The organism is Nocardioides sp. NPDC057767 (genome assembly GCF_042798275.1).
Lineage (GTDB): Bacteria > Actinomycetota > Actinomycetes > Propionibacteriales > Nocardioidaceae > Nocardioides.
Map to the genome: position 1 here is coordinate 108,567 of NZ_JBHVKJ010000006.1, position 20,033 is coordinate 128,599.

The 20,033-nt window shown below is 70.7% G+C and carries 18 protein-coding genes; 12 read left to right on the plus strand and 6 right to left on the minus strand.

The window, feature by feature from the left end:
- Positions 1-78 precede the first annotated feature (78 nt).
- The 7 genes from ACFVDI_RS05465 to ACFVDI_RS05495 all read left to right on the plus strand — a co-directional run bounded on the left by ACFVDI_RS05465 (position 79) and on the right by ACFVDI_RS05495 (position 7,648).
- Entirely contained in the window at positions 79-921 is an 843-nt protein-coding gene (locus ACFVDI_RS05465; RefSeq protein ID WP_179658624.1) for a 3-hydroxybutyryl-CoA dehydrogenase, read from the plus strand.
- A 12-nt stretch (positions 922-933) separates the two neighbouring features.
- Positions 934-2,100 (plus strand): acyl-CoA dehydrogenase family protein, encoded by a 1,167-nt coding sequence (locus ACFVDI_RS05470; protein WP_350716033.1) that lies wholly within the window; start codon positions 934-936, stop codon positions 2,098-2,100.
- A 53-nt stretch (positions 2,101-2,153) separates the two neighbouring features.
- Positions 2,154-3,191, plus strand: a complete 1,038-nt coding sequence (locus tag ACFVDI_RS05475; RefSeq protein WP_350716032.1) for an enoyl-CoA hydratase/isomerase family protein — start codon at positions 2,154-2,156, stop codon at positions 3,189-3,191.
- Positions 3,178-4,326: a CoA transferase gene (locus ACFVDI_RS05480; RefSeq protein WP_179658625.1), complete on the plus strand. Its 1,149-nt coding sequence runs from the start codon at positions 3,178-3,180 to the stop codon at positions 4,324-4,326. Before ACFVDI_RS05475 ends, ACFVDI_RS05480 begins: the two co-directional genes overlap by 14 nt.
- Entirely contained in the window at positions 4,323-5,723 is a 1,401-nt protein-coding gene (locus ACFVDI_RS05485) for an amidohydrolase family protein (protein ID WP_350716031.1), read from the plus strand. Before ACFVDI_RS05480 ends, ACFVDI_RS05485 begins: the two co-directional genes overlap by 4 nt.
- 132 nt (positions 5,724-5,855) lie before the next feature.
- On the plus strand, positions 5,856-6,626 hold the full coding sequence (locus tag ACFVDI_RS05490; protein ID WP_350716030.1) for an enoyl-CoA hydratase-related protein: 771 nt from the start codon (positions 5,856-5,858) through the stop codon (positions 6,624-6,626).
- Complete coding sequence (locus ACFVDI_RS05495; RefSeq protein WP_350716029.1) at positions 6,623-7,648, plus strand: LLM class F420-dependent oxidoreductase; 1,026 nt, start codon at positions 6,623-6,625, stop codon at positions 7,646-7,648. The genes ACFVDI_RS05490 and ACFVDI_RS05495 overlap by 4 nt, the downstream gene beginning before the upstream one ends.
- A gap of 1 nt (position 7,649) precedes the next feature.
- Here the strand turns inward: ACFVDI_RS05495 and ACFVDI_RS05500 are convergent, their stop codons facing one another.
- The 6 genes from ACFVDI_RS05500 to ACFVDI_RS05525 all read right to left on the minus strand — a co-directional run bounded on the left by ACFVDI_RS05500 (position 7,650) and on the right by ACFVDI_RS05525 (position 15,574).
- Positions 7,650-9,161 carry an AMP-binding protein gene (locus ACFVDI_RS05500; protein ID WP_350716028.1) on the minus strand — a complete coding sequence of 504 codons (1,512 nt, stop codon included), beginning with the start codon at positions 9,159-9,161 and terminating at the stop codon, positions 7,650-7,652.
- Positions 9,161-10,651, minus strand: a complete 1,491-nt coding sequence (locus tag ACFVDI_RS05505) for a class I adenylate-forming enzyme family protein (RefSeq protein WP_179658630.1) — start codon at positions 10,649-10,651, stop codon at positions 9,161-9,163. The genes ACFVDI_RS05500 and ACFVDI_RS05505 overlap by 1 nt, the downstream gene beginning before the upstream one ends.
- The gene (locus ACFVDI_RS05510; RefSeq protein WP_350716027.1) at positions 10,648-11,826 is read right to left on the minus strand and encodes a CaiB/BaiF CoA-transferase family protein; all 1,179 of its coding nucleotides are present in this window, start codon (positions 11,824-11,826) and stop codon (positions 10,648-10,650) included. The genes ACFVDI_RS05505 and ACFVDI_RS05510 overlap by 4 nt, the downstream gene beginning before the upstream one ends.
- A 1-nt stretch (position 11,827) precedes the next feature.
- Complete coding sequence (locus ACFVDI_RS05515) at positions 11,828-12,964, minus strand: NDMA-dependent alcohol dehydrogenase (protein WP_179658632.1); 1,137 nt, start codon at positions 12,962-12,964, stop codon at positions 11,828-11,830.
- Between the two features lie 14 nt (positions 12,965-12,978).
- Positions 12,979-14,409 (minus strand): aldehyde dehydrogenase family protein, encoded by a 1,431-nt coding sequence (locus ACFVDI_RS05520; RefSeq protein ID WP_179658633.1) that lies wholly within the window; start codon positions 14,407-14,409, stop codon positions 12,979-12,981.
- An 82-nt stretch (positions 14,410-14,491) separates the two neighbouring features.
- Positions 14,492-15,574 carry a TIGR03857 family LLM class F420-dependent oxidoreductase gene (locus ACFVDI_RS05525; RefSeq protein ID WP_246321488.1) on the minus strand — a complete coding sequence of 361 codons (1,083 nt, stop codon included), beginning with the start codon at positions 15,572-15,574 and terminating at the stop codon, positions 14,492-14,494.
- A gap of 87 nt (positions 15,575-15,661) precedes the next feature.
- Here ACFVDI_RS05525 and ACFVDI_RS05530 point away from each other — a divergent pair, with 87 nt between their 5' ends.
- The 5 genes from ACFVDI_RS05530 to ACFVDI_RS05550 all read left to right on the plus strand — a co-directional run bounded on the left by ACFVDI_RS05530 (position 15,662) and on the right by ACFVDI_RS05550 (position 20,010).
- Positions 15,662-16,786, plus strand: a complete 1,125-nt coding sequence (locus tag ACFVDI_RS05530) for a phosphotransferase family protein (protein WP_350716025.1) — start codon at positions 15,662-15,664, stop codon at positions 16,784-16,786.
- Entirely contained in the window at positions 16,786-17,235 is a 450-nt protein-coding gene (locus ACFVDI_RS05535) for a MaoC family dehydratase N-terminal domain-containing protein (RefSeq protein ID WP_179658635.1), read from the plus strand. The genes ACFVDI_RS05530 and ACFVDI_RS05535 overlap by 1 nt, the downstream gene beginning before the upstream one ends.
- Entirely contained in the window at positions 17,232-17,666 is a 435-nt protein-coding gene (locus tag ACFVDI_RS05540; RefSeq protein WP_350716024.1) for a MaoC/PaaZ C-terminal domain-containing protein, read from the plus strand. Before ACFVDI_RS05535 ends, ACFVDI_RS05540 begins: the two co-directional genes overlap by 4 nt.
- 99 nt (positions 17,667-17,765) lie before the next feature.
- A complete protein-coding gene (locus ACFVDI_RS05545) occupies positions 17,766-19,094 on the plus strand; it encodes a TetR/AcrR family transcriptional regulator (protein WP_350716022.1) in 1,329 nt (442 codons plus the stop codon).
- A 145-nt stretch (positions 19,095-19,239) separates the two neighbouring features.
- Positions 19,240-20,010, plus strand: a complete 771-nt coding sequence (locus ACFVDI_RS05550) for an SDR family NAD(P)-dependent oxidoreductase (RefSeq protein WP_179658638.1) — start codon at positions 19,240-19,242, stop codon at positions 20,008-20,010.
- Positions 20,011-20,033 lie beyond the last annotated feature (23 nt).

Below are 20,033 nucleotides of genomic sequence, written 5' to 3' on the forward strand. Positions count from 1 at the left end.
AGGCAAGTGAGTCACTGCAAGTCCTGATCCGCTGCCCGTGTGTGACCATCCCCGCTTCGATCAACAGAGAGCAGAACAGTGAACAGGATCGGCGTAGTCGGTTGCGGCCTGATGGGCGCGGGCATCGCGGAGGTCTCGGCACGAGCCGGGATGGAGGTGGTCGTCGTGGAGTCGAGCGCGCCGGCGGCCGAGGCCGGACAGGCACGTCTGACGAAGTCGCTGAAGCGCGCAGAGGACAAGGGCAAGATCGGCTCGGCCGCCGCGGTGCTGGAACGGATCCGGCTCGAGATCTCGCTCGACGCGCTGGCCGACCGCGAGGTCGTGGTCGAGGCGATCGTCGAGGACGAGCAGGCCAAGACCGACCTGTTCACTCAGCTCGACAAGATCGTCGAGTCGCCAGACGCGATCCTCGCCTCCAACACCTCATCGATCCCGATCATGAAGCTCGGCGTCGCCACCACGCGTCCTGAGAACGTGATCGGCATCCACTTCTTCAACCCTGTCCCGGTGCTCAAGCTCGTCGAGCTCGTCCCGTCCCTGATCACCTCGCCCGACGTCACCGAGAGGTCGCGTAGGTTCGTCCAGGATGTCCTCGGCAAGGAGGCGATCGACTGCCCCGACCGCGCCGGCTTCGTGGTCAACGCACTGCTGATCCCGTTCGTCCTCTCGGCGATCCGCATGCTCGAGTCGGGGTTCGCAGATGCTGAGGACATCGACCGCGGACTCGTGCTCGGGGCGGCCCACCCGCAGGGCCCGCTGGCCCTGGCGGACCTGATCGGGCTCGACACCACCAAGGCAGTCGCGGACTCCCTCTACGAGGAGTTCAAGGAGCCCCTGTACGCCGCTCCTCCGCTGCTGCTCCGCATGGTCGACGCCGGTCTCCTCGGCCGCAAGGCCGGCCGCGGCTTCTACAACTACTGAGGCAGGCAGACCATGACGAGTACGTCCGATTTCGACATGTTCCGGATCAGCGAGGAGCACGGCTATCTCCGGGAGGCGGTGCGTGCGCTTGCCGAGAGCAAGATCGCGCCCGAGGCGGCTCAGGTCGACGAGAACAGCACCTTCCCCCAGGCCGCGTACGACGCGCTACGTGCCGGGGACTTCCACGCCCCCCATATTCCTGAGCAGTACGGAGGCGCCGGCGCCGACGCGCTCGCGACCTGCATCGTCATCGAGGAGGTGGCCCGCGCGTGTGCCTCCTCCTCGCTGATCCCCGCGGTGAACAAGCTGGGGACGATGCCGCTGCTGCTGGGGGCGTCGGAGGAACTGAAGGCCACCTACCTCCCTCCCGTCGCGCGCGGCGATGCGCTGTTCGCCTACGGGCTCTCCGAACGCGAAGCCGGCAGCGACACGGCGTCCATGAAGTGCCGCGCCACCCGGGCAGGCGACGACTGGGTCCTCAACGGCCAGAAGTCGTGGATCACGAACGCCGGCGCGGCCGAGTACTACACCGTCCTCGCCGTCACCGACCCCGACGGGCGCCGAGGCGCGAACGTCACCGCGTTCGTGGTGGAACGCAACGACGAGGGCTTCACGTTCGGCGCTCCGGAGCGGAAGCTGGGCATCAAGGGGTCCCCGACCCGAGAGCTCCGATTCGACGACGTACGGATCCCGGAGGATCGGATGGTCGGCCGGGAGGGTGAGGGACTGAAGCTTGCCCTGCAGACCCTGGACCACACGCGCGTGACCATCGGCGCACAGGCCGTCGGCATCGCCCAGGGTGCCCTTGACCATGCGCTCGACTACGTGCGCGAACGCAAGCAGTTCGGCAAGAGGATCGGCGACTTCCAGGGCCTGCAGTTCATGCTCGCCGACATGGGGATGAAGCTCGAGGCGGCACGCATCATGGTGTACGTCGCCGCGGCGAAGTCGGAGCGCAGCGACCCCGACCTGTCGTTCTTCGGAGCGGCTGCGAAGTGCTTCGCCTCCGACGTCGCGATGCAGGTCACCACCGATGCCGTTCAGCTCCTCGGAGGATGCGGCTACACGCGCGACTTCCCCCTCGAGCGCATGATGCGTGACGCCAAGATCACACAGATCTACGAGGGCACCAATCAGATTCAGCGACTGGTCATGGCACGCGCGTTGCTCGCACGCTGAGATTCCGGCCTGCCCTACACGGAACCGGGTGAACGGTGGCAAGATCCGTCGTCGTGGGCATCACGAACACGAGCGGAGTCACCGACCTGGGCGCGCTGGCACACGGTGCGGCAGTGCTGACCGGTGACCCTGACCAGAGTCCGCTCGCCGTCGTCGATCTCGACGCCGCCCGCGACGCGCCTCCCGAGCTGGTCTCCCGCGCCTGCAGCGAGCAGTCCAAGCCCACCGTAGTGACGGTCGGCATCGCCACGGAACCAGTCTCGCCGAGCCTCGCGCCGCTGCTCAAGGCCCTCACGACAACTCTGGCCCCGGCTGGCCCGGGTCACGCCTGGGTGCCTGCCGACACTGACGCACTCGAGCGCATCAGCGCAACCGTTCGGACAGCGCCTACCGCGGCGCTGACCCTTGCGAATCTCCTGCGCATGGCCCCTCGAGGAACGGTGGCCGATCACCTCCAGTTGGAGTCTCTGGCCTACTCGACCCTTCTCGCCGGATCCGAGTTCCGGGCCTGGCGAGCCCGTACACCGACCGCCCCCGTGCCCGACGACAGCCGGCCGGTCCTGCTCGACCGAGACGGCGACATTCTCACCATCACCCTCAACCGACCCGAGCGTCATAACGCGTTCGGCCGGGCGGTCCGCGACGGGCTCATCGAGGGTCTGGAGCTGGCCCTGGCCGACGACAGCCTGAGCAGCGTCGTGCTCCGCGGGGCAGGCCGCTCCTTCTGCTCCGGCGGCGACCTCGCCGAGTTCGGGACCGCCGCGGATCCCGCCGCCGCCCATCTCGTACGCCTCGGACGCAGCGCTGGACGACTGATGCACGAACTGGGAGACCGGGTCCGGGTCGAGGTCCATGGGGCGTGCATCGGTGCGGGGGTGGAGGTGCCGTCGTTCGCAGCCGAGGTGGTGGCGCGCGACGATGCGTTCTTCCAGCTGCCCGAGCTCGCGATGGGCCTCATCCCGGGCGCGGGTGGGACGGTCTCGTTGACGCAGCGGATCGGACCGTGGCGTACGGCGTTCCTGGCCCTGACCGGGGACCGGATCGGGGTGGGGACGGCACTGGAGTGGGGGCTGGTCGATGGCCGGCTCTGACCCGGTGGCAGCGTGGGCGGCCTCCGGCGCAATGGCGCTGACCGGCCGCCCGAGTGGCCCTCCGCTGCTTGCCCCCGGTCGCGCGGCCCTGCAGGTCCGCGAGCAGCTCGCCGGGCTGGGGTTCGAGATCCCCGGATTGCTCGGCGAGCGGGCGGCGTACGCCGGGCTGGGCCGCAACGGGCCGTGGTCGTGCGGCGGAGCGTTTCGAGTGCTGCCGGCGGAGGATGGGTACGTCGGGTTGTCGCTGGCACGGGAATCTGATGTCGACCTGGTCCCCGCCTTGGTCGCCGAGAGCGACAGCCGACCGGCGGAGGACCCCTGGTCTGCCGTGGCAGGCTGGCTGCGCGCTACGACGGCGGCGGAAGCCGAGGAACGGATCCAGCTGCTCGGCCTGCCCGGGGGCGTCGTACCCACGAACCCTCCGGCCGACCGGCCTGGCGTCGTCGTCACGACGATCGGCGACCGGGCGGTGCGCGAGCAGCCGCTCGTGGTCGACCTCACCAGTCTGTGGGCCGGGCCGCTGTGCGCCCATCTCCTCGGTCGCCTCGGCGCTCGGGTCATCAAGGTGGAGAGCACGGCCCGCCCCGACGGCGCCCGCTCGGGCCCACCCGCGTTCTTCGAGCTCCTCCATGCCGGCCATGAGGCGGTCCGGCTCGACTTCACCACCGAGCGCGACCAATTGCGTGACCTCGTCGCCTCCGCGGACCTGGTCCTCGAGGCCTCCCGGCCACGTGCGCTGCGCCAGCTCGGCCTCGACGCCGCCGACATCGTCGCGGGCGGCACGTGCTGGATCAGCATCACCGCTCGCGGGCGGGACTCCGACGCCGTCGGCTTCGGTGATGACGTGGCCGCCGCGGCCGGCCTCGTGGTTCCCGACGGCGGCGACCTGCTTCCAGCAGGCGACGCGCTCGCCGACCCGCTCGCCGGCGTGGCCGCCGCCGTCGCGGCACAGGCGGCCCTGACCGGGGAGGAGGCCATGCTGATCGACGTCTCCATGCTCCATGTGGCCAGCGAGGCCGCCACGGGCGGCACACCCGAGCATCAGGTCGTCCGGCGGCGGGATGGCTGGTGGGTCGAGTACGCGGAGGGTGCGGTCCCGGTCGCACCGCCGATGCCCCGGCAGGCGGACGGATGACGCCCCTCGTCATAGCCGACGTCGAGGTGGATGGCAGGCGCTGCGACGTCCACCTGGCCCACGGGCGAGTCACCGGGTTGCAGCCCCCACAGATCCACCGCAAGAGCATCGCCCAGGTGGTCGGCGGAGACGGCGGCGCGCTGCTGCCGGGCCTGCACGACCACCACATCCACCTGTTCGCCCTGGCCCGGGCCGCCGAATCCGTCGACTGCTCCCCCGCCGCCGCGCACGACACGTCCGGCCTCGTGTACGCACTCCGCCGAGCGCCCGCACAGGCCGGCTGGGTGCGCGGGGTGGGCTACCACGAGTCGATCTCCGGCCCGCTCGACCGGCACACGCTGGACCGGATCAGGAGCGACGTACCGGTGCGGGTCCAGCACCGCAGCGGCGCACTGTGGATGCTCAACAGCGCCGCGCTCGATCGGGTCCAGCACGTACTGGACGACACCGCCGATGTCGAGCGCGACGGCGACGGGAACCCCACCGGACGCCTGTGGCGCTACGACGACCGGCTCCGGCCGGCTCTCCCCCACTCACCCCCGGACCTGGCCGCCACGGCCCGGCGGCTGGCGTCCTACGGCATCACCGGGCTCACCGACGCCACCCCCGATCTCGACCCCGCGGCGGTCGACCTGCTCGCCGTCGCCGCCGACAGCGGCGCGGTCCCGCAGCGGCTCACCCTGCTCGGCGCGCCCACCGGCGCCGCGCTGCCCGCCGGCCTCACCGGCGGCCCGCGCAAGCTGCTGCTGCGCGATCACGACCTGCCCGACTTCGACGACCTGGCCGCGGAGATCGCCCACAGCCACCGAGCAGGACGCCCGGTCGCCGTGCACTGTGTCACCCGCGAGTCGCTGGTGCTCACCGTGGTCGCGCTCGAGGAGGTCGGAGCGCTCGCAGGCGACCGGGTGGAACACGCCGCCGTGGTTCCCGACGGCCTCGGTGCCGGCCTGGCGCGGCTCGGCGTGGCGGTCGTGACCCAGCCGGACTTCCTGCGCACCCGCGGGGAGGACTACCTCCGTGACGTCGACCCCGCCGACCTACCTCATCTCTATCCGTACGCCGGGCTGCTCTCCGACGGTGTTCGGGTCGCCTGCTCCAGCGACGCCCCGTACGGCGACCCCGACCCGTGGCGCGTCATCCGGTCGGCAACCAGCCGCGCCACCTCCCTGGGCCGGACCGTCGGCGCCGCCGAGAGGGTCAGCGCCGCGACGGCGCTCGCCGGCTACCTCAGCCCGGCCGACGACCCCGGTGGCGCACCACGCCGGATCGCACCCGGCCTGCCCGCCGACCTCGTGCTTCTCGACAGACCGCTCGCCGCAGCACTCGCCGCCCCGAGCCGCGACCACGTCCGGGCGGTGTGGATCGCCGGAGAGCCGACTGAGACGGGCCGGGCGTAGATATACGTACCATGTGTCAGATTCGACAATCTGACGGACGGCTTCATGGCCGCGCGTCCGTCTGGGATCGCTCCGCTGACACTGATCGAATATGGCGGTAGTGTCAGAAACAGTCAACTCCAAGGAGTCGCCATGACTGCCAGCGAGGACCACCTGGTCCGGATCGAGCGCGACGCCGACGTCGTGGTCATCACCCTCGACCGGCCCGGACGGCGCAACGCGATGAACGCCGACCTGGCCTCCGCGACCTGTGCGGCGATCGAGGCCGCCCAGGATGCCCGGGCGATCGTGCTGACCGGCGCCGGCCCGGCCTTCTGCGCAGGTCTCGACCTGCGCGACCCAGGGGTCGAGCGGATCACCGACATCCCGCCGTTCATCGCCACCACCGCCGCCTCACGGGTGCCGGTCATCGCGGCGGTCAACGGCCCCGCCGTGGCCGGCGGGCTCGAGCTTGCGCTGGCGTGTGACTTCATCGTCGCCTCCGAGCGCGCCCGCTTCGCCGACACCCACCTTCGCGTGGGCGTCTACCCCGGCCCTGTCGCGGTGCAGCTGCCCCGGCGGGTCGGCTCGGCCTGGGCCCGCGAGATGTCCTTGACCGGCAACTTCGTCGACGCTGCGACCGCTCTCCGGATCGGCCTGGTCAACCATGTGGTGTCGCCCGCCGAGCTGCTCGATGTCGCCGGAAGCCTCGCTGTCGCCATCGCAGACCAGGACCCGGCGATGGTCGCGGCCCTACGCCAGGACTGGCGCGAGAACGATGGCCTGCCCGCCGACGAGGCCCTGGAGCAGCACTACGAGCATGCCGCCCGCGGCGGATTCCACGGTGCCGTCGCATCCACGATCACCGAGCGCCGCGACCAGGTCCTCCGGCGCGCCCACGCCGATGACCGGCACGTGCGATGAAGCTGGGCTGGCACCTGGGCTACTGGGGCGCGACGCCGCCCCACGACGTACCCGCCACTCTCGCCGCAGTGGAGGCGATGGGCTACGACTCGGCGTGGACCTCGGAGGCGTACGGGTCCGACGCGCTGACGCCGCTGGCGTGGTTCGGCAGCGTCACGACCCGGCTGCGCCTGGGCACCAGCATCGCCCAGCTCTCGGCGCGTACGCCGACGGCAACCGCAATGGCGGCGATGACCCTCGACCACCTCAGCGAAGGCCGCTTCACCCTCGGCCTGGGAGTCTCCGGCCCGCAGATCGTCGAGGGCTGGTACGGCGCCCCGTTCCCGCGCCCCCTCGCCCGGACCCGCGAGTACGTCGACGTCGTCCGGCAGACCCTGGCCCGCGAGGACCCGGTCGCCAGCGCCGGCCCTCACTACCCGCTGCCGCACCCCGGCGGAACCGGTCTCGGCAAGCCGCTGCGGCTGATCACCCACCCGCGCAAGCCGGGGCCGCCGATCCTGCTCGCCGCCGAGGGCCCCCGCAACGTCGAGCTGGCCGCGGAGATCGCCGACGGATGGCTGCCGATCCTGTTCTCCCCCACGCAGGTCGACGACGCGCTCGACCAGCTGCGCCGGGGGTGGTCGAGGCCGGGCGCGCGACGCACGCCCGAGGACTTCGAGATACTGCCGATGGTCAGCGTGGCCATCGACGACGACGTCGAGGCCGCCGCCGACCGGCTGCGCCCCGCCATCGCCCTGTACGTCGGTGGGATGGGCGCCAAGAGCGCCAACTTCCACTTCGAGAAGTTCTGCCGGCTCGGCTACGAGCGCGAGGCCACCCGCATCCAGGACCTCTTCCTGGCCGGCCACAGGGGCGAGGCGGTCGCTGCGGTCACTACCGCGATGGTCGAGGAGATGTGCCTGGTCGGACCGAAGGAGAAGATCCGCGACGACCTCGCGGCCTGGCAGGAGTCTCCGGCCACCACTCTGCTGGTGTCCGGCGACCTGCCGCTGCTGAGGACGATGGCCGAGCTGGTGCTGTAGGTCAGACCGCCTCCGAGCGGAAGCGCTCCAGCAGCACCCGGCGCAGGATCTTCCCGCTCGGCAGCCTCGGCACGTCCTCGAAGGCCCACGAGCGCGGGATCTTGAAGCCGGCGACCTGCTGGCGGACGTACGCGGTGAGCTCGGCCTCGAGCTCGGGCCCGGGCACGATCCCGTCGGCGGGCGATACGACGGCGTGGACACGGTGGCCGAACTCCACGTCCGGCACACCGAGGACCGCGACGTCGGCGACCGAGGGGTGCAGGATCAGCGCCTCCTCGATCTCGCGGGGATAGATGTTCACGCCACCGGAGATGATCAGGTCGGTGCGCCGGTCGGCCAGGTAGAGGAAGCCGTCCTCGTCGACCCGGCCCAGGTCCCCGAGTGTCGACCAACCGCGCGCGTCGAAGGCGGCCGCGGTCTTCTCCGGGTCGCCGTGATACTCGAACGGGGACGCGTCGCTGAACCAGAGCTGGCCGACCTCGCCCGTCGGCAGCTCGCGGCCGCTCTCGTCGCAGACGTGCACGACGCCCAGCACCGAGCGGCCCACCGAGCCGGGGTGGTCGAGCCAGGTGGGACTGTCGATGCTGAAGAAGCAGTTGCCCTCGCTGCCGGCGTAGAACTCGACCAGGATCGGGCCGAGCCACTCGATCATCGCCCGCTTGACCTCGACCGGGCATGGCGCGGCCGCGTGGATGACCAGGCGCAGGGAGTCCAAGGCGTACGTGGAGCGTACGTCGTCGGGCAGCTTGAGCATCCGGACGAACATGGTCGGCACGAACTGCGCATGCGTGACCTTGTCGCGCTCGATCAGCCGGAGCACGATCTCAGGGTCGAAGCGGTCCATGATCACCGTCGTGCCGCCGGCGCGGATCGCGCCGAGGCTCCAGCCCAGCGGTGCAGCGTGGTAGAGCGGTCCCGGGCTGAGATAGATGGTCTCCGGCGAGAAGCCGAAGGCGGACTGCATCAGGTGGTCGAACGGCATGCCGGTGCCGAAGGGCGCATCCGGCATCATCGGCAGGATGCCCTTGGGACGCCCGGTGGTGCCCGAGCTGTAGAGCATGTAGCAGCCCTCGGACTGGTCCTCGACCGGCGTCGCGGGCAGCAACTCGACCCGCGGCTCCAGCGGCTCGTGGCCGGGCACCGCACCGCCGAGCGAGAACCGGTGCTCGACCTCGGGCAGCTCGGCGGCCAGGTCGGCCAGCGTCGCGCTCGCGACGACCAGCCGGGCGCCGCAGTTCTCGACGACGTAGGCAGCCTCCCCTGCGGTCAGGTGCCAGTTCACCGGCGTGTAGTAGAGGCCGGTGCGCTGTGCGGCCCACAGCACCGGGAACAGGTCGAGCCGGTTCTCGGAGAGGATCGCGATGTGGTCACCGCGGCTCAGCCCGAGCTCACGGAAGAGGTGGGCGATCCGGTTGGAGGCCGCTTCGAGCTCGGCGTACGTGATCACTGCACCGGCGGCGTCGATCACCGCCGCCTTGTCGGGCTGCTCGCCCGCCCACACGGATAGGTCCATCAGACACGCTCCGCCGAGAACTGCGCGACGACGTGGCGGCGTACCAGCTTGCCGGTCTCGGTGCGCGGCATCTCGCTCCAGAAGGCGATCTCGTCGGGGGTCTTGCTCGACCGCAGCCGCTCGCGGACGAATTCGCGCAGCTCCTCGGCGTCGGCCTCGGCCCCCACGCGCAGCACGACCACCGCGGTGATCCGGTGACCCCACTCCTCGTCGGGGATGCCGACCACGGCGGCGTCGGCAACGGCCGGGTGCCGGAAGAGGACGTCCTCGATCTCGGCCGGGGCGATGTTCTCCGCACCGCGGATGATGGTGTCGTCGCTGCGCCCGCCGATGAAGAGGTAGCCCTCCTCGTCGAGGTAGCCCTCGTCGCGGGTGTCGAACCAGCCGTCGTCGTCGACGAGACGGCCGATGCCGGCGTACTCGGCAGAGACCTGCTCGCCGCGTACGCAGATCCGGCCCGGCTGGCCGGGGAGCAGAACGTCGTCGTCGATGCCGCGAATCTGGATCTCGACGCCGGGGACGGGGCGACCGACCGAGGAGAGCCGAGCCCGGCCGTCGGGGGTGTCGGCGGCCTGTGCCTCGCGGTGGTCCTCGGGGGTGAGGACGGCGACGGTCGAGCTGGTCTCGGTCAGGCCGTAGGCGTTGACGAAGTCGATGTGCGGCCACAGCGCCAGCGCCCGGTTGATCACCGCGCCCGGCATCGGGGCACCGCCGTAGGCGAGCGTACGCAGCGTGGGCACCGACTTGTCGGCGGTGCAGTCCACGATCCGGCTGAGCATCGTCGGCACGACGAGCGCGTTGGTGATGCCCTGGTCGCGAACGAGGTCGAGCCACTCCTCAGGGGTGAACCGCTCGAGCACGATCGCCCGGCGACCGGCGTACAGGTTCGTGATCACGTTCGCCACCGCGGCGATGTGGTAAGGCGGAACGCTGACCAGCGCCGCCTCGTCATCCCCGGCCCCTGCGTACTCCACGGTGCTGAGGACGTAGGAGGTGAGGTTGCCGTGCCGCAGCAGCACGCCCTTGGGCGCCGAGGTGGTGCCGGAGGTGTAGATGACCACCGCCGGGACGTCGTTGTCGACGAACCGCTCGTCCACCTCCCCACCGAAGGTGGTCCGGACGAGCCACTCCTCGACCCCGAGCGCGACGATGCCGCTACGCGCCAGGATCGGGAGCGCCGTGGTGTCGCCGATGCCGAGCGCGCCGGGGTGCTTCTCGAGCAGCCCTTCGAGCTGTTCGACGCCCAGCCGGAAGTTGAGCGGCACCAGCGGCACTCCGGCATACGCGGCCGCGAACATCGCGACGGGGAAGGCAGGTCCGTTGGCGGCCAGGTAGACGACGGCGTCGGCGCCGTGGGCCTCGATCTCCGCGGCGCCGCGCAGGGCCGCCTCACGAAGGCCGGTGGCCGTCAGGCCGTCCTCGCGGCGTCCGATCACGACGCGGTCGCCGAATCCGTCGGCGGCCATCTCCAGCAGCATGGTCAGGTTCATTGCCGGGTCTCCATCAGTTCGTACGTTGGGGTGGGGCGATCGCTCGCCTGACGGACCACGCCTGCGGCGACCAGGTCATCGATCTCGTGCTCGGCGAGGCCGGAGGCTGTCAGGACGGTCCGGCTGTCCTGGCCGGCGACGTGCGGATCGCCGGGAGGAAGGCCGGGCGTGCGCGAGAAGCGCGGCGCGACCCGAGGCCGGGAGCCGTCGGCGTCGGGCTCGAAGACGCCGCGGGCGCGCAGGTGCGGGTGCTCGGGCGCCTCGGCGAGACTGAGCACCGGCGCGACGCAGGCATCGGTCTCGGCGAAGACCTCCGCCCACTCGTCGCGGGTGCGGCTCGCGAACGTCTCCTCGAGCGCGGCCCGCATCGCCGGCCACGCGTCGCGGTCGTGCTGGTCGAAGTCGAGACCGGTGCCCTTCATCAGGGCGGCGAAGAAGTCCGGCTCGATCGCGCCGACCGCGACGAAACGGCCGTCGGCGCACCGGTAGGTGTCGTAGTAGGGCCGCCCGCCGTCGAGCAGGTTGGCCTCGCGCTCGTCGCGCCACTGCCCGAGCGCGTGCTGGCCGTAGATGACGGTCATCAGCGAGCTGACCCCGTCGACCATCGCCGCGTCGACGACCTGGCCACGCCCGCTGGTGGTGCGCTCGTGCAGCGCCGCCAGGATGCCGGTCACCAGGAACATCGCGCCGCCGCCGAAGTCGGCAACCAGGTTGGCCGCCTGCCGCGGCTTGTCGGCGCCACCGGTGACGTGGAGCGCACCGGTGAGTGCTGCGTAGGTGATGTCGTGGCCCGCGGTCCGGGCCAGCGGCCCGTCCTGTCCCCAGCCGGTCATCCGGCCGTAGACCAGGCTCGGATTGACGGCGAGACAGTCATCGGGGCCCAGGCCGAGCCGCTCGGTCGCGCCCGGCCGCAACCCCTCGACGAGGACATCGGCGTCGCGCACCATCCGCAGCACGAGGCCTCGGCCCGCCTCGGTCTTGAGGTCGACCGCAAGGTTCGCGCGGCTGCGCTGCAGCGGTGTCGGCCGCTTGCCCACGCTCGAAGCCCGGTCGATCCGGATGACCTCGGCCCCCAGCTCGGCCAGGAGCAGGCAGGCGTACGGCGCCGGGCCGATGCCGGCGAGCTCGAGCACGCGCAGTCCGGCGAGCGGGCCGGCGGGGGTCGGCGAGCTCATCTCAGGCGCTCGGCTGACGGTCGGCGGCCGGGTAGCGCAGCACGCCCCGTACGTTGCGGCCTGCCCGCATGTCGTCGTAGCCGTCGTTGATGCCGGCCAGCGGGTAGGTGCGGGTGACCATCGCGTCCAGGTCGACGTCGCCCGCGCTGGTGAGCTCGAGCAGGCGCGGGATGTCGTAGCGCGGGTTGGCGGAGCCGTAGAGGGTGCCGACGATCTGCTTCTCCATCAGGGTGAGATCCATCAGGTTCGCGGAGATCGACCGCTCGGTCATCGGGTGGATGTTGGTGACGACGACTCGGCCACGCTTGGCCGTCATCGCCAGTGCCTGCCCGATCAGGTCGCCCTGCCCGACGCCCATCGCGCAGATGAACTTGTCGGCCCCACGGTGCCAGGTCGCCTCGGCGACGACCTCGCGGGCCTCCTCCCAGGAGGCCGCCACATGGGTCGCCCCCATCTTGACCGCCTGCTCGCGCTTGAACTCCGAGGGGTCGATCGCGGTGATCGTGCGGGCGCCGGCGAGCCGGGCGCCCTGGACGGCGGCGGCACCGATGCCGCCGACGCCGGCGACGACGACCGTGTCCCCGGGACGTACGTCCGCGGCGTAGACCGCCGAGCCCCAGCCGGTCACGAAACCACAGCCGAGCAGGCAGGCCCGGTCGAGCGCATGATGCGGCTCGATCTTGATGCAGCTGGCCTCGTGGACCACGGTGTGGTGGGAGAACGAGCCGACGCCACAGGCCAGCGCCAGGTCCTGGCCGCGTACGTGGTGGCGGGCGGTGTCATCGAAGATCTGGCGTCCGCTGTAGATCTTGGCGCCGAGGTCGCACAGGCTCTGGTGGCCGCTCGCGCACGAGGGGCAGCGGCCGCACGAGGGCATGAAGCCGAAGACGACGTGGTCACCGGGCTTGAGCCAGGAGACGTGCTCGCCGACCTCGAGGACGACACCGGCGCCCTCGTGCCCACCGATGCAGGGCAGGCTGAACGGCATGTCGCCGGTGACGATGTGCTCGTCCGAGTGGCACATGCCCGAGGCGTGCAGCTCGACCAGCACCTCCTCGGCCTTGGGCGGGTCGAGCTCGATGGTCTCGATGGACCAGGGAGCGTTGCGCTCCCACAGGACTGCGGCCTGGGTCTCCACGTGTCTGGTTCCTCTCAGCGGATGATGGTCTGGGGCTCGAGGAAGGCGCTGATCGCCTCCGGGCCGCCCTCCCGGCCGATGCCGGACTGCTTGAAGCCGCCGAACGGGCTGCCGAGGTCCATCGGCGACGCGGCGTTGACCGAGACGGAGCCGACCCTCAGCTGGGCGGCGACCTCATAGGCACGCTCGCGGTCGCCCGACCAGACCGCGCCCGCGAGCCCGTAGTCGGAGTCGTTCGCCACGGCGACGGCCTCCTCGACGGTGTCGTAGCCGATGACGACCGCGACCGGGCCGAAGATCTCCTGGCGGGCGACGGCCATGTCGTTGGTGACGTCGGCGAGCACGACCGGACGGAGATACCATCCCGGGCCGGGCTCGTCGCCGACCGCGGTCGCGACCCGGGCGCCCGCCTCGGCGGCCTCCCGTACGTGGCGCCGGACCCGGTCGCGCGCGTCCTCGGAGATCACCGGGCCGATCTGCGTGGCCGGGTCGGCGGGGTCGCCGAGCACGAGTGCGTCGGTGGCCTCGGCGAGCGCCGTGACCACCTCGTCGTAGCGCGAACGGGGCGCGAGGATGCGGGTCTGGGCGACGCAGATCTGCCCGGCGTTGCCCATCACGCCGTTCACGATGCCGGTGACGGTGCGGCGGTCGAGGTCGAGGTCGTCGAGCAGGATCGCGGCCGACTTGCCGCCGAGCTCGAGCGAGACCCGGCGTACGTCTGCCGCACAGGCCGCACCGATCCGCTTGCCCGCGGCGGTGGAGCCGGTGAAGCTGATCTTGTCGACGCCGGGGTTGGCCACCAGGGCCTCCCCCGTCGCGACGTCACCGGGGACGATGTTGACCACGCCGGGCGGGAGGCCGATCTCGTCGAAGAGCTCGGTGAGCTTGCAGACCGTCAGCGGCGCCTCCGGCGACGGCTTGAGCACGACGGTGCAGCCGGCGGCCAGGGCGGGGGCGAGCTTGAGCAGGGCGGTGAACAACGGAGCGTTCCACGGCACGATCGCGCCGACCACGCCGACGGGCAGCTGACGGACAACCACCTCGCCACCCAGCATCGAGCGGCGGGTCTCCTCGAAGGTGTGCTCGCCCGTGAGCTTCTCGTAGGTGCGCAGCACGCCGAGGGCGGTGCCGATCTGGCCCATGGTCGCCCACTTGCGCGGTGACCCCACCTCAGCGGAGACCAGGTTGCCGAAGTCGGCGGCGCGTTTCTCCAGCGCGTCCGCGAGCCGGCCGATCAGCGCACCGCGCTCGACCGGTGTGGTGCTCGCCCACTTCTCGTCGGCCAGCGCGGCCCGGGCGGCTCGCACGGCGGCGTCAACGTCGTCACGAGTGGCGACGCTGACATGACCGATCGTCTCGAGGCTCGCCGGCGACGTCACCGCGAGCGGGTCTCCTGCACTGGGGACCCAGGACCCGGCGATGTAGCTGCCCAGGTAGTCGTACATGCGATTCCTCTCCGAAAGACGGCATGTGACGCCGCCCACACTGCGTGATTCTGGCAGTAATGTCACTTCTGCGCAAGGCCTGTCAGAGATCCCTCCGAAGCCAGCCGAGCTGGTCGGGTGTGCTGCCGTGGAGCACCAGCTCGTCGGCACCAGCCGCGCGATAGCGCTCGAAGGTCGCCAGGCACTCGTCCCGCGACCCGAGGGCCGCGGCGTCCTCGACCCACGGGGCCGGGAGTGCCTGCGCGACCCCGGTCAGCTCAGCCCGCGTACGCACCGAGTCGGCGGCGCCCCTGATGCCCGCCAGGGTCGGGTGCGCGCGCAGCCGTTCCAGGTCGCGGACGTCCCAGCCGTTGACCCGCGCGAGCTGCTCTCCGAAGCCGGGGATCTGGTAGTAGGTGACCGCCCGGGCGCCGACGACCGCCGCCTCCTCCTCGGGCGGCAGGCCCGAGGCCGCCACCACGGTGGCGTAGACGCGCACCGCGTCGGGGTCACGCCCCGCCTGGTCGGCGGCCTCCCGCACCGTGGCGACCGAGCGACCGACCGCTTCCGGCGTCAGGAACGGATGCAGGAGTACGCCATCGAAGTGCCGGCCCGCCAAGGCGAGCCCCTTCGGGCCGATCGCGGCGAAGACCACTGGCGGAACCGGCTGGTCAGGGAGGTCGTTGAGGCGGAGCGAGGGAAAGGTTCCCGCCGGACCGTCGTACTTCACCTTCTCGCCACGGCACAGCCGCCGGAAGATGTCGAGCGAGTCCACGATCGAGGCGTTGGTCGCCTTCGGCAGTCCGACCGCCGACCACATCGCGTCGACCGAGCGTCCCACACCGAGGACGAGCCGACCGCCCGAGAGCGCCTGGGCCGTCATCGCCATCGAGGCGAGCATCGCCGGGTGCCGGGACTGCAGGTGGGTGACCCCGGCCGCGATGCGGATGCGGTCGGTGGCCTGACTGAATGCGCCGGCCAGCACGCCGAAGTCCTTGGTGCCCCAGCGCTCGCTGAGCCACAGCGTCTCCAACCCGAGGCGCTCGGCCGCCTGTGCCTGTTCGATGCCGAGGGTCGGGTCGGAGACGCGGCCCGGTAGGGCGTACGCACCCAGAGGCACCGTGGCCGGAGCGCTGCCGACGTCGCGTGCATGGGCCCTCGACGCCCTGTTCATTTGCTCTGTCATGACGCTATTCTGACAGTGATGGTCAATTATGACCACTGAGGTCGGTCCAGATCGAGACCGGCGCAGCGCCTGCGAGGAGGAGTCGAGATGGCCGGTCCGAGCGACCGAGAGACACGGGAGAGCGACCTTCACGAGCGCCTGCTCGCCTGGCTGCCCGAGCGCCTGGCGCCGGCTGGGCACGAGGACTTCATGCTCTCCTCCCTCACCGCGCCCGATGCCGGATACTCGGGCATGACGGCGTTCTTCACCGCGTCCTGGACCGCCGACGGGCACGAGGCCCGGCACGATCTGGTGCTGCGGATGCAGAGCCAGGTCCACCAGGTCTTCGTGGCGCCCGACGCGATCAGGCAGGCCGAGGTGATGCGCCGGCTCGGCCGCCATCCGGGTGTGACGACCCCCGAGGTGGTACTCACCGAGCCGGACCCGGCCGTACTGGGGGCGCCGTTCTACCTGATGCGCCGCGTCGACGGCCGGGTCCCTTCCGACGTACCCAGCTGGCACAAGCGTGGCTGGACGACCGAGCTCACCGAGGCCGAGCGGGCGCTGTTCTACGACAACGCCCTGAGGTCGCTGGTCGCGGTGCACGCCGTCAACGCGGCCGAGGACCTCTCATTCCTGCGGGGACCCGAGGCCCCCGCCGACAGGACGGCCCTCCAGCGCTACCTCGACGACCTGCTCGCCTGGCACGCCTGGTGCGCCGACGACCTCGCCGTCGGGGCCGACCTGATCCAACGCGCCCTCGACGTCCTGGTGACGACCTGCCCGACCACGAGCGCCGAGGGCGTCGTCTGGGGTGATGCCCGCGTCGGCAACATCTGCTTCGCCGAGGATCTCTCCGTCGCCGCGCTCTTCGACTGGGAGGGTGCCACCACCGGACCGCCGGACATCGACGTCGGCTGGTGGCTGATGTTCGAGCGCTACCTGTGCGAGTCCCTCGGCTTCGCCCGCCAGCCCGGCACGCCCGATGACGCCGAGATCCTGCGACGCTACAAGGAGCTCGGCGGGAAGCTCACCGGCGACATCGGCTACTACCGCCTCCTCGCCGCGGTGGTGATGAGTCTGATCACCAATCGGCTCGCCACCCTGCTCATCGCAGACGGCCTCGACGAGGCCACCGCGCGCAGCTACCCCGCAACCGCCCTGGCGCTCGTCGAGGACTACCTCACCGAGCGCACCAGCACCGAGCACACCACCACAAGGAGCACCACCTGATGACGACAGCCACCCCCGAGGCCTCGCCGGTCGGCGCAGTCGGAACCCCGTTCGAGGTGCATGTCGAGCGCGGCAAGATCCGCGAGTTCGCCGCCGCGATGCAGTCCGACAGCGCCGCCTACCAGGGACCGGACGCGATCGTGCCGCCCACGTTCCTCACCACCGCGACCACCTGGGCGCCGCCGGGAAGCCGGGTCGTGGTCGGGTTCGACCGTCGCCGCCTGCTCCACGGCGAGCAGGAGTACCTCTACCACGGACCGCTCCCCCGCGCCGGCGACACCCTGGTCGCCCAGGAGCGGGTCGCCGACCGCTACACCAAGCCCGGAAAGCGGGGTGGGGAGATGAGCTTCGCCGTGGTGGTCACCGAGTTCCGTACGCCGGCCGGCGACCTGGTCGCCGAGGCACGCGCCACCTTCATCCAGACCGCCCCCAAGGGAGACCCCTCGTGACCGAGCAGACCATCGCCCTCGTCCCCGGCACCACCGCGACACCGCGCGAGTTCGGGCCGCTGACCCGTCAGATGTTCGTCCGCTACTCCGGCGCTTCGGGCGACCTCAACCCGATGCACTACGACGACACCATGGCCCGCGCGGCCGGCAACCCGTCGGTCTTCTCCCAGGGCATGCATCAATCAGCCCTGCTCGCGACCTTCGCCACCGACTGGCTGGGCCCCGCGAACGTACACCGCTTCCAGGTGCGCTTCCGGGAGCAGGTGTGGCCCGACGACGTGCTGACCTGCTCCGGCCGGATCGACCAGGTCAGCGAGCAGGAGGACGGGAGCCGGCTGGTCACCGTGTCGCTCAACTGTACCCGTCAGACCGGTGCGGTGGCGATCAGCGGGTCCGCCGACTTCCTGGTTCCCGCGCCGCAGGCATCCTGACCGCCCGACGACTGCGAACGGAGGCGGACACACGTCATGACACAGCCGAAGCACGGCGTGCCACCACACGGAAGCGCCCAGGCCCTACACTGGTCACCTATGTCAGATAACACGATCGTCCGCCGGTCCAGCTATGGCCCGTCCAGCCCCGAGGTGGGCCGACGCGGTGCTGACACACGCCGAAAGATCGTCGATGTCTCGTTGCGCCTCTTCGCGGAACAGGGGTTCTTCAACACCTCGGTCGACGCGATCGCCAAGGGTGCCGGAGTCTCGCGTGCGACGCTCTACCAGTACTTCCCGGGCAAGGACGAGATCTTCGTCGAGCTCCTCAACGAGTGCGGCGCCGCGTTGATCCGCGTCGCCCGCCGGATCGGCCAGCTCGGCCCGACCGAGATCGGTCTCGACAACCTGCACTGGTGGCTCGGCGAGTGGAGCTGGGTCTTCGAGAAGTACCGGACGATGTTCGTGCAGTGGGCGGTGGTGGCCTCCGTCGACACCGAGGTCGGTCCCGAAGTCATGGGCTTCATCACCAAGTACAACAAGCGACTCGCAGAGCGACTCGAGGACGCCGAGGTCGACGGCATCGATCCGGTGACCGCCGCAACTGTCGTGAGCGCCCTGGTCCACCGACTCAACCTCTACATCCACACCGATCGGGTCTACGACGCCGATCCCGATCTCCTGATCTCGAACCTGTCGCTGTTCCTCCAGCTGCTGGTCTTCCCACAGTCGTCTGACACGGTCCTCGGGAGTCTGGCCCATCGCACCGTCGGGTCGGAGCCCATCGAGTCCCCTCCCGCGCCCAAGACCGCTGGGATCTCCGTCGAGGAGCGCACCGAAGCACTGAGCAAGCGCGCAGCGGCGACGGTACGCAGCCTTGTCGACGCAGGTGCGGCGCAGTTCACGAGCAAGGGGTACTTCCGCACGAGCGTGGACGACATCGTCGCCGACGCCGGCTTCGCCCGCGGCACGTTCTACAAGTACTTCAGCGAGAAGCAGGACCTGTTGCTCGCCGTGACCGTCGAATCCGCCGGCCGAGCGCTCGAGCTGGCGGACCGCATGCGCGGCCTCGACCTCGGTGCAGACGATGACACCGAGCTTCGCACGTGGTTGAGCGACTTCATGGCCTACCTGGGCAAGTACAGCGGCTCCATCGACGTCTGGACCGAGCAGACCACCGACGACGAGCTGATCGCGGCTATCGGCGCACACGCCCAGGCTTCGATGGATCTCGCCCTCGAAGCCGCGCTGACCTCGGCACAGCGGACCTATCCGTTCGATCCGGTGGCCGGCGCGCTGATCCTGCGCGCCCTGATCACCCGGCTGCCTGAGGCACTCCGGGAGATGGCGCCCGACGCCACCGACGACCAGATCATCGAACTGCTGGTCGCGTGCATCAGACGCGGCTTCTTCAGCCACACGATCTGACACCTCGATCCGCCCCGCCGCCCACGGAAAAGCGCCGTCTTCCGTTGGAATTCTCGCTACCTCTTGATTCGATCTGACGTTTGTGTCATCTTTGCGAGGTCGGTGGTTCCCTGACCGACGCAGGCTCTCGAGAGGAAGTTGGACAATGGACATCAGTCAGGCATCGGCCATCGTCACGGGAGGCGCAGGTGGTCTGGGAGAGGCCACGGTGCGCAAGCTCGCCAGCCTCGGGACGGCGGTCGTGATCGCCGATCTCAACGATGAGGCCGGCAAGTCGCTCGCCGCCGAGGTCGGCGGCAACGTGACGTACGTCCGCACCGACGTGCTCGACGAGGCGAGCGTCAACGAGGCCCTGGCCGCGGCGGCCGATCTCGCCCCCTTGCGCGTCGTCGTCAACGCCCACGGCGGCGGAGCCGGCGCCTCACGCGTCGTCGGACGCGACGGCTCGCCCGCGCCGATGGACCAGTTCCAGTGGTACATCAACCTGTTCCTCAACGGCACCTTCAACGTGCTGCGCCTGGGCGCGGCCGCGATGGCCAAGAACGAGCCCGACGAGGGCGGCTGCCGCGGGGTCGTGGTGAACACCGCCAGCATCGCCGCCTTCGAGGGGCAGATCGGCCAGACCGCCTACTCCGCCGCCAAGGGCGGCGTCGTCGGCCTCACCGTCCCCGCGGCACGCGACCTGTCCAAGCTCGGCATCCGGGTGATGGCGATCGCGCCGGGCACGTTCTTCACGCCCGCCTTCAAGATGGAGCGCGACGAGGCCGAGAAGTTCTGGGGCTCCGCCGTGCCGTTCCCGAACCGGATGGGCAGCCCCTCGGAGTACGCCGCCCTGGTCGCGCACATCGCCGAGAACGACTACCTCAACGGCGAAGTCATCCGCATCGACGGAGCGCTGCGCTTCCAGCCCAAGTAGGCCGGGGTACAACCCCGTACGAC

What these genes read in the sequence shown, in the direction of transcription:
- ACFVDI_RS05470 (WP_350716033.1), top strand. Translation starts at nt 934, where the DNA reads ATGACGAGTACGTCCGATTTCGACATGTTCCGGATCAGCGAGGAGCAC.
- ACFVDI_RS05480 (WP_179658625.1), top strand. Translation starts at nt 3,178, where the DNA reads ATGGCCGGCTCTGACCCGGTGGCAGCGTGGGCGGCCTCCGGCGCAATG.
- ACFVDI_RS05485 (WP_350716031.1), top strand. Translation starts at nt 4,323, where the DNA reads ATGACGCCCCTCGTCATAGCCGACGTCGAGGTGGATGGCAGGCGCTGC.
- ACFVDI_RS05490 (WP_350716030.1), top strand. Translation starts at nt 5,856, where the DNA reads ATGACTGCCAGCGAGGACCACCTGGTCCGGATCGAGCGCGACGCCGAC.
- ACFVDI_RS05495 (WP_350716029.1), top strand. Translation starts at nt 6,623, where the DNA reads ATGAAGCTGGGCTGGCACCTGGGCTACTGGGGCGCGACGCCGCCCCAC.
- ACFVDI_RS05500 (WP_350716028.1), bottom strand. Translation starts at nt 9,161, where the DNA reads ATGGACCTATCCGTGTGGGCGGGCGAGCAGCCCGACAAGGCGGCGGTG.
- ACFVDI_RS05505 (WP_179658630.1), bottom strand. Translation starts at nt 10,651, where the DNA reads ATGAACCTGACCATGCTGCTGGAGATGGCCGCCGACGGATTCGGCGAC.
- ACFVDI_RS05510 (WP_350716027.1), bottom strand. Translation starts at nt 11,826, where the DNA reads ATGAGCTCGCCGACCCCCGCCGGCCCGCTCGCCGGACTGCGCGTGCTC.
- ACFVDI_RS05520 (WP_179658633.1), bottom strand. Translation starts at nt 14,409, where the DNA reads ATGTACGACTACCTGGGCAGCTACATCGCCGGGTCCTGGGTCCCCAGT.
- ACFVDI_RS05525 (WP_246321488.1), bottom strand. Translation starts at nt 15,574, where the DNA reads ATGACAGAGCAAATGAACAGGGCGTCGAGGGCCCATGCACGCGACGTC.
- ACFVDI_RS05530 (WP_350716025.1), top strand. Translation starts at nt 15,662, where the DNA reads ATGGCCGGTCCGAGCGACCGAGAGACACGGGAGAGCGACCTTCACGAG.
- ACFVDI_RS05535 (WP_179658635.1), top strand. Translation starts at nt 16,786, where the DNA reads ATGACGACAGCCACCCCCGAGGCCTCGCCGGTCGGCGCAGTCGGAACC.
- ACFVDI_RS05545 (WP_350716022.1), top strand. Translation starts at nt 17,766, where the DNA reads ATGTCAGATAACACGATCGTCCGCCGGTCCAGCTATGGCCCGTCCAGC.
- ACFVDI_RS05550 (WP_179658638.1), top strand. Translation starts at nt 19,240, where the DNA reads ATGGACATCAGTCAGGCATCGGCCATCGTCACGGGAGGCGCAGGTGGT.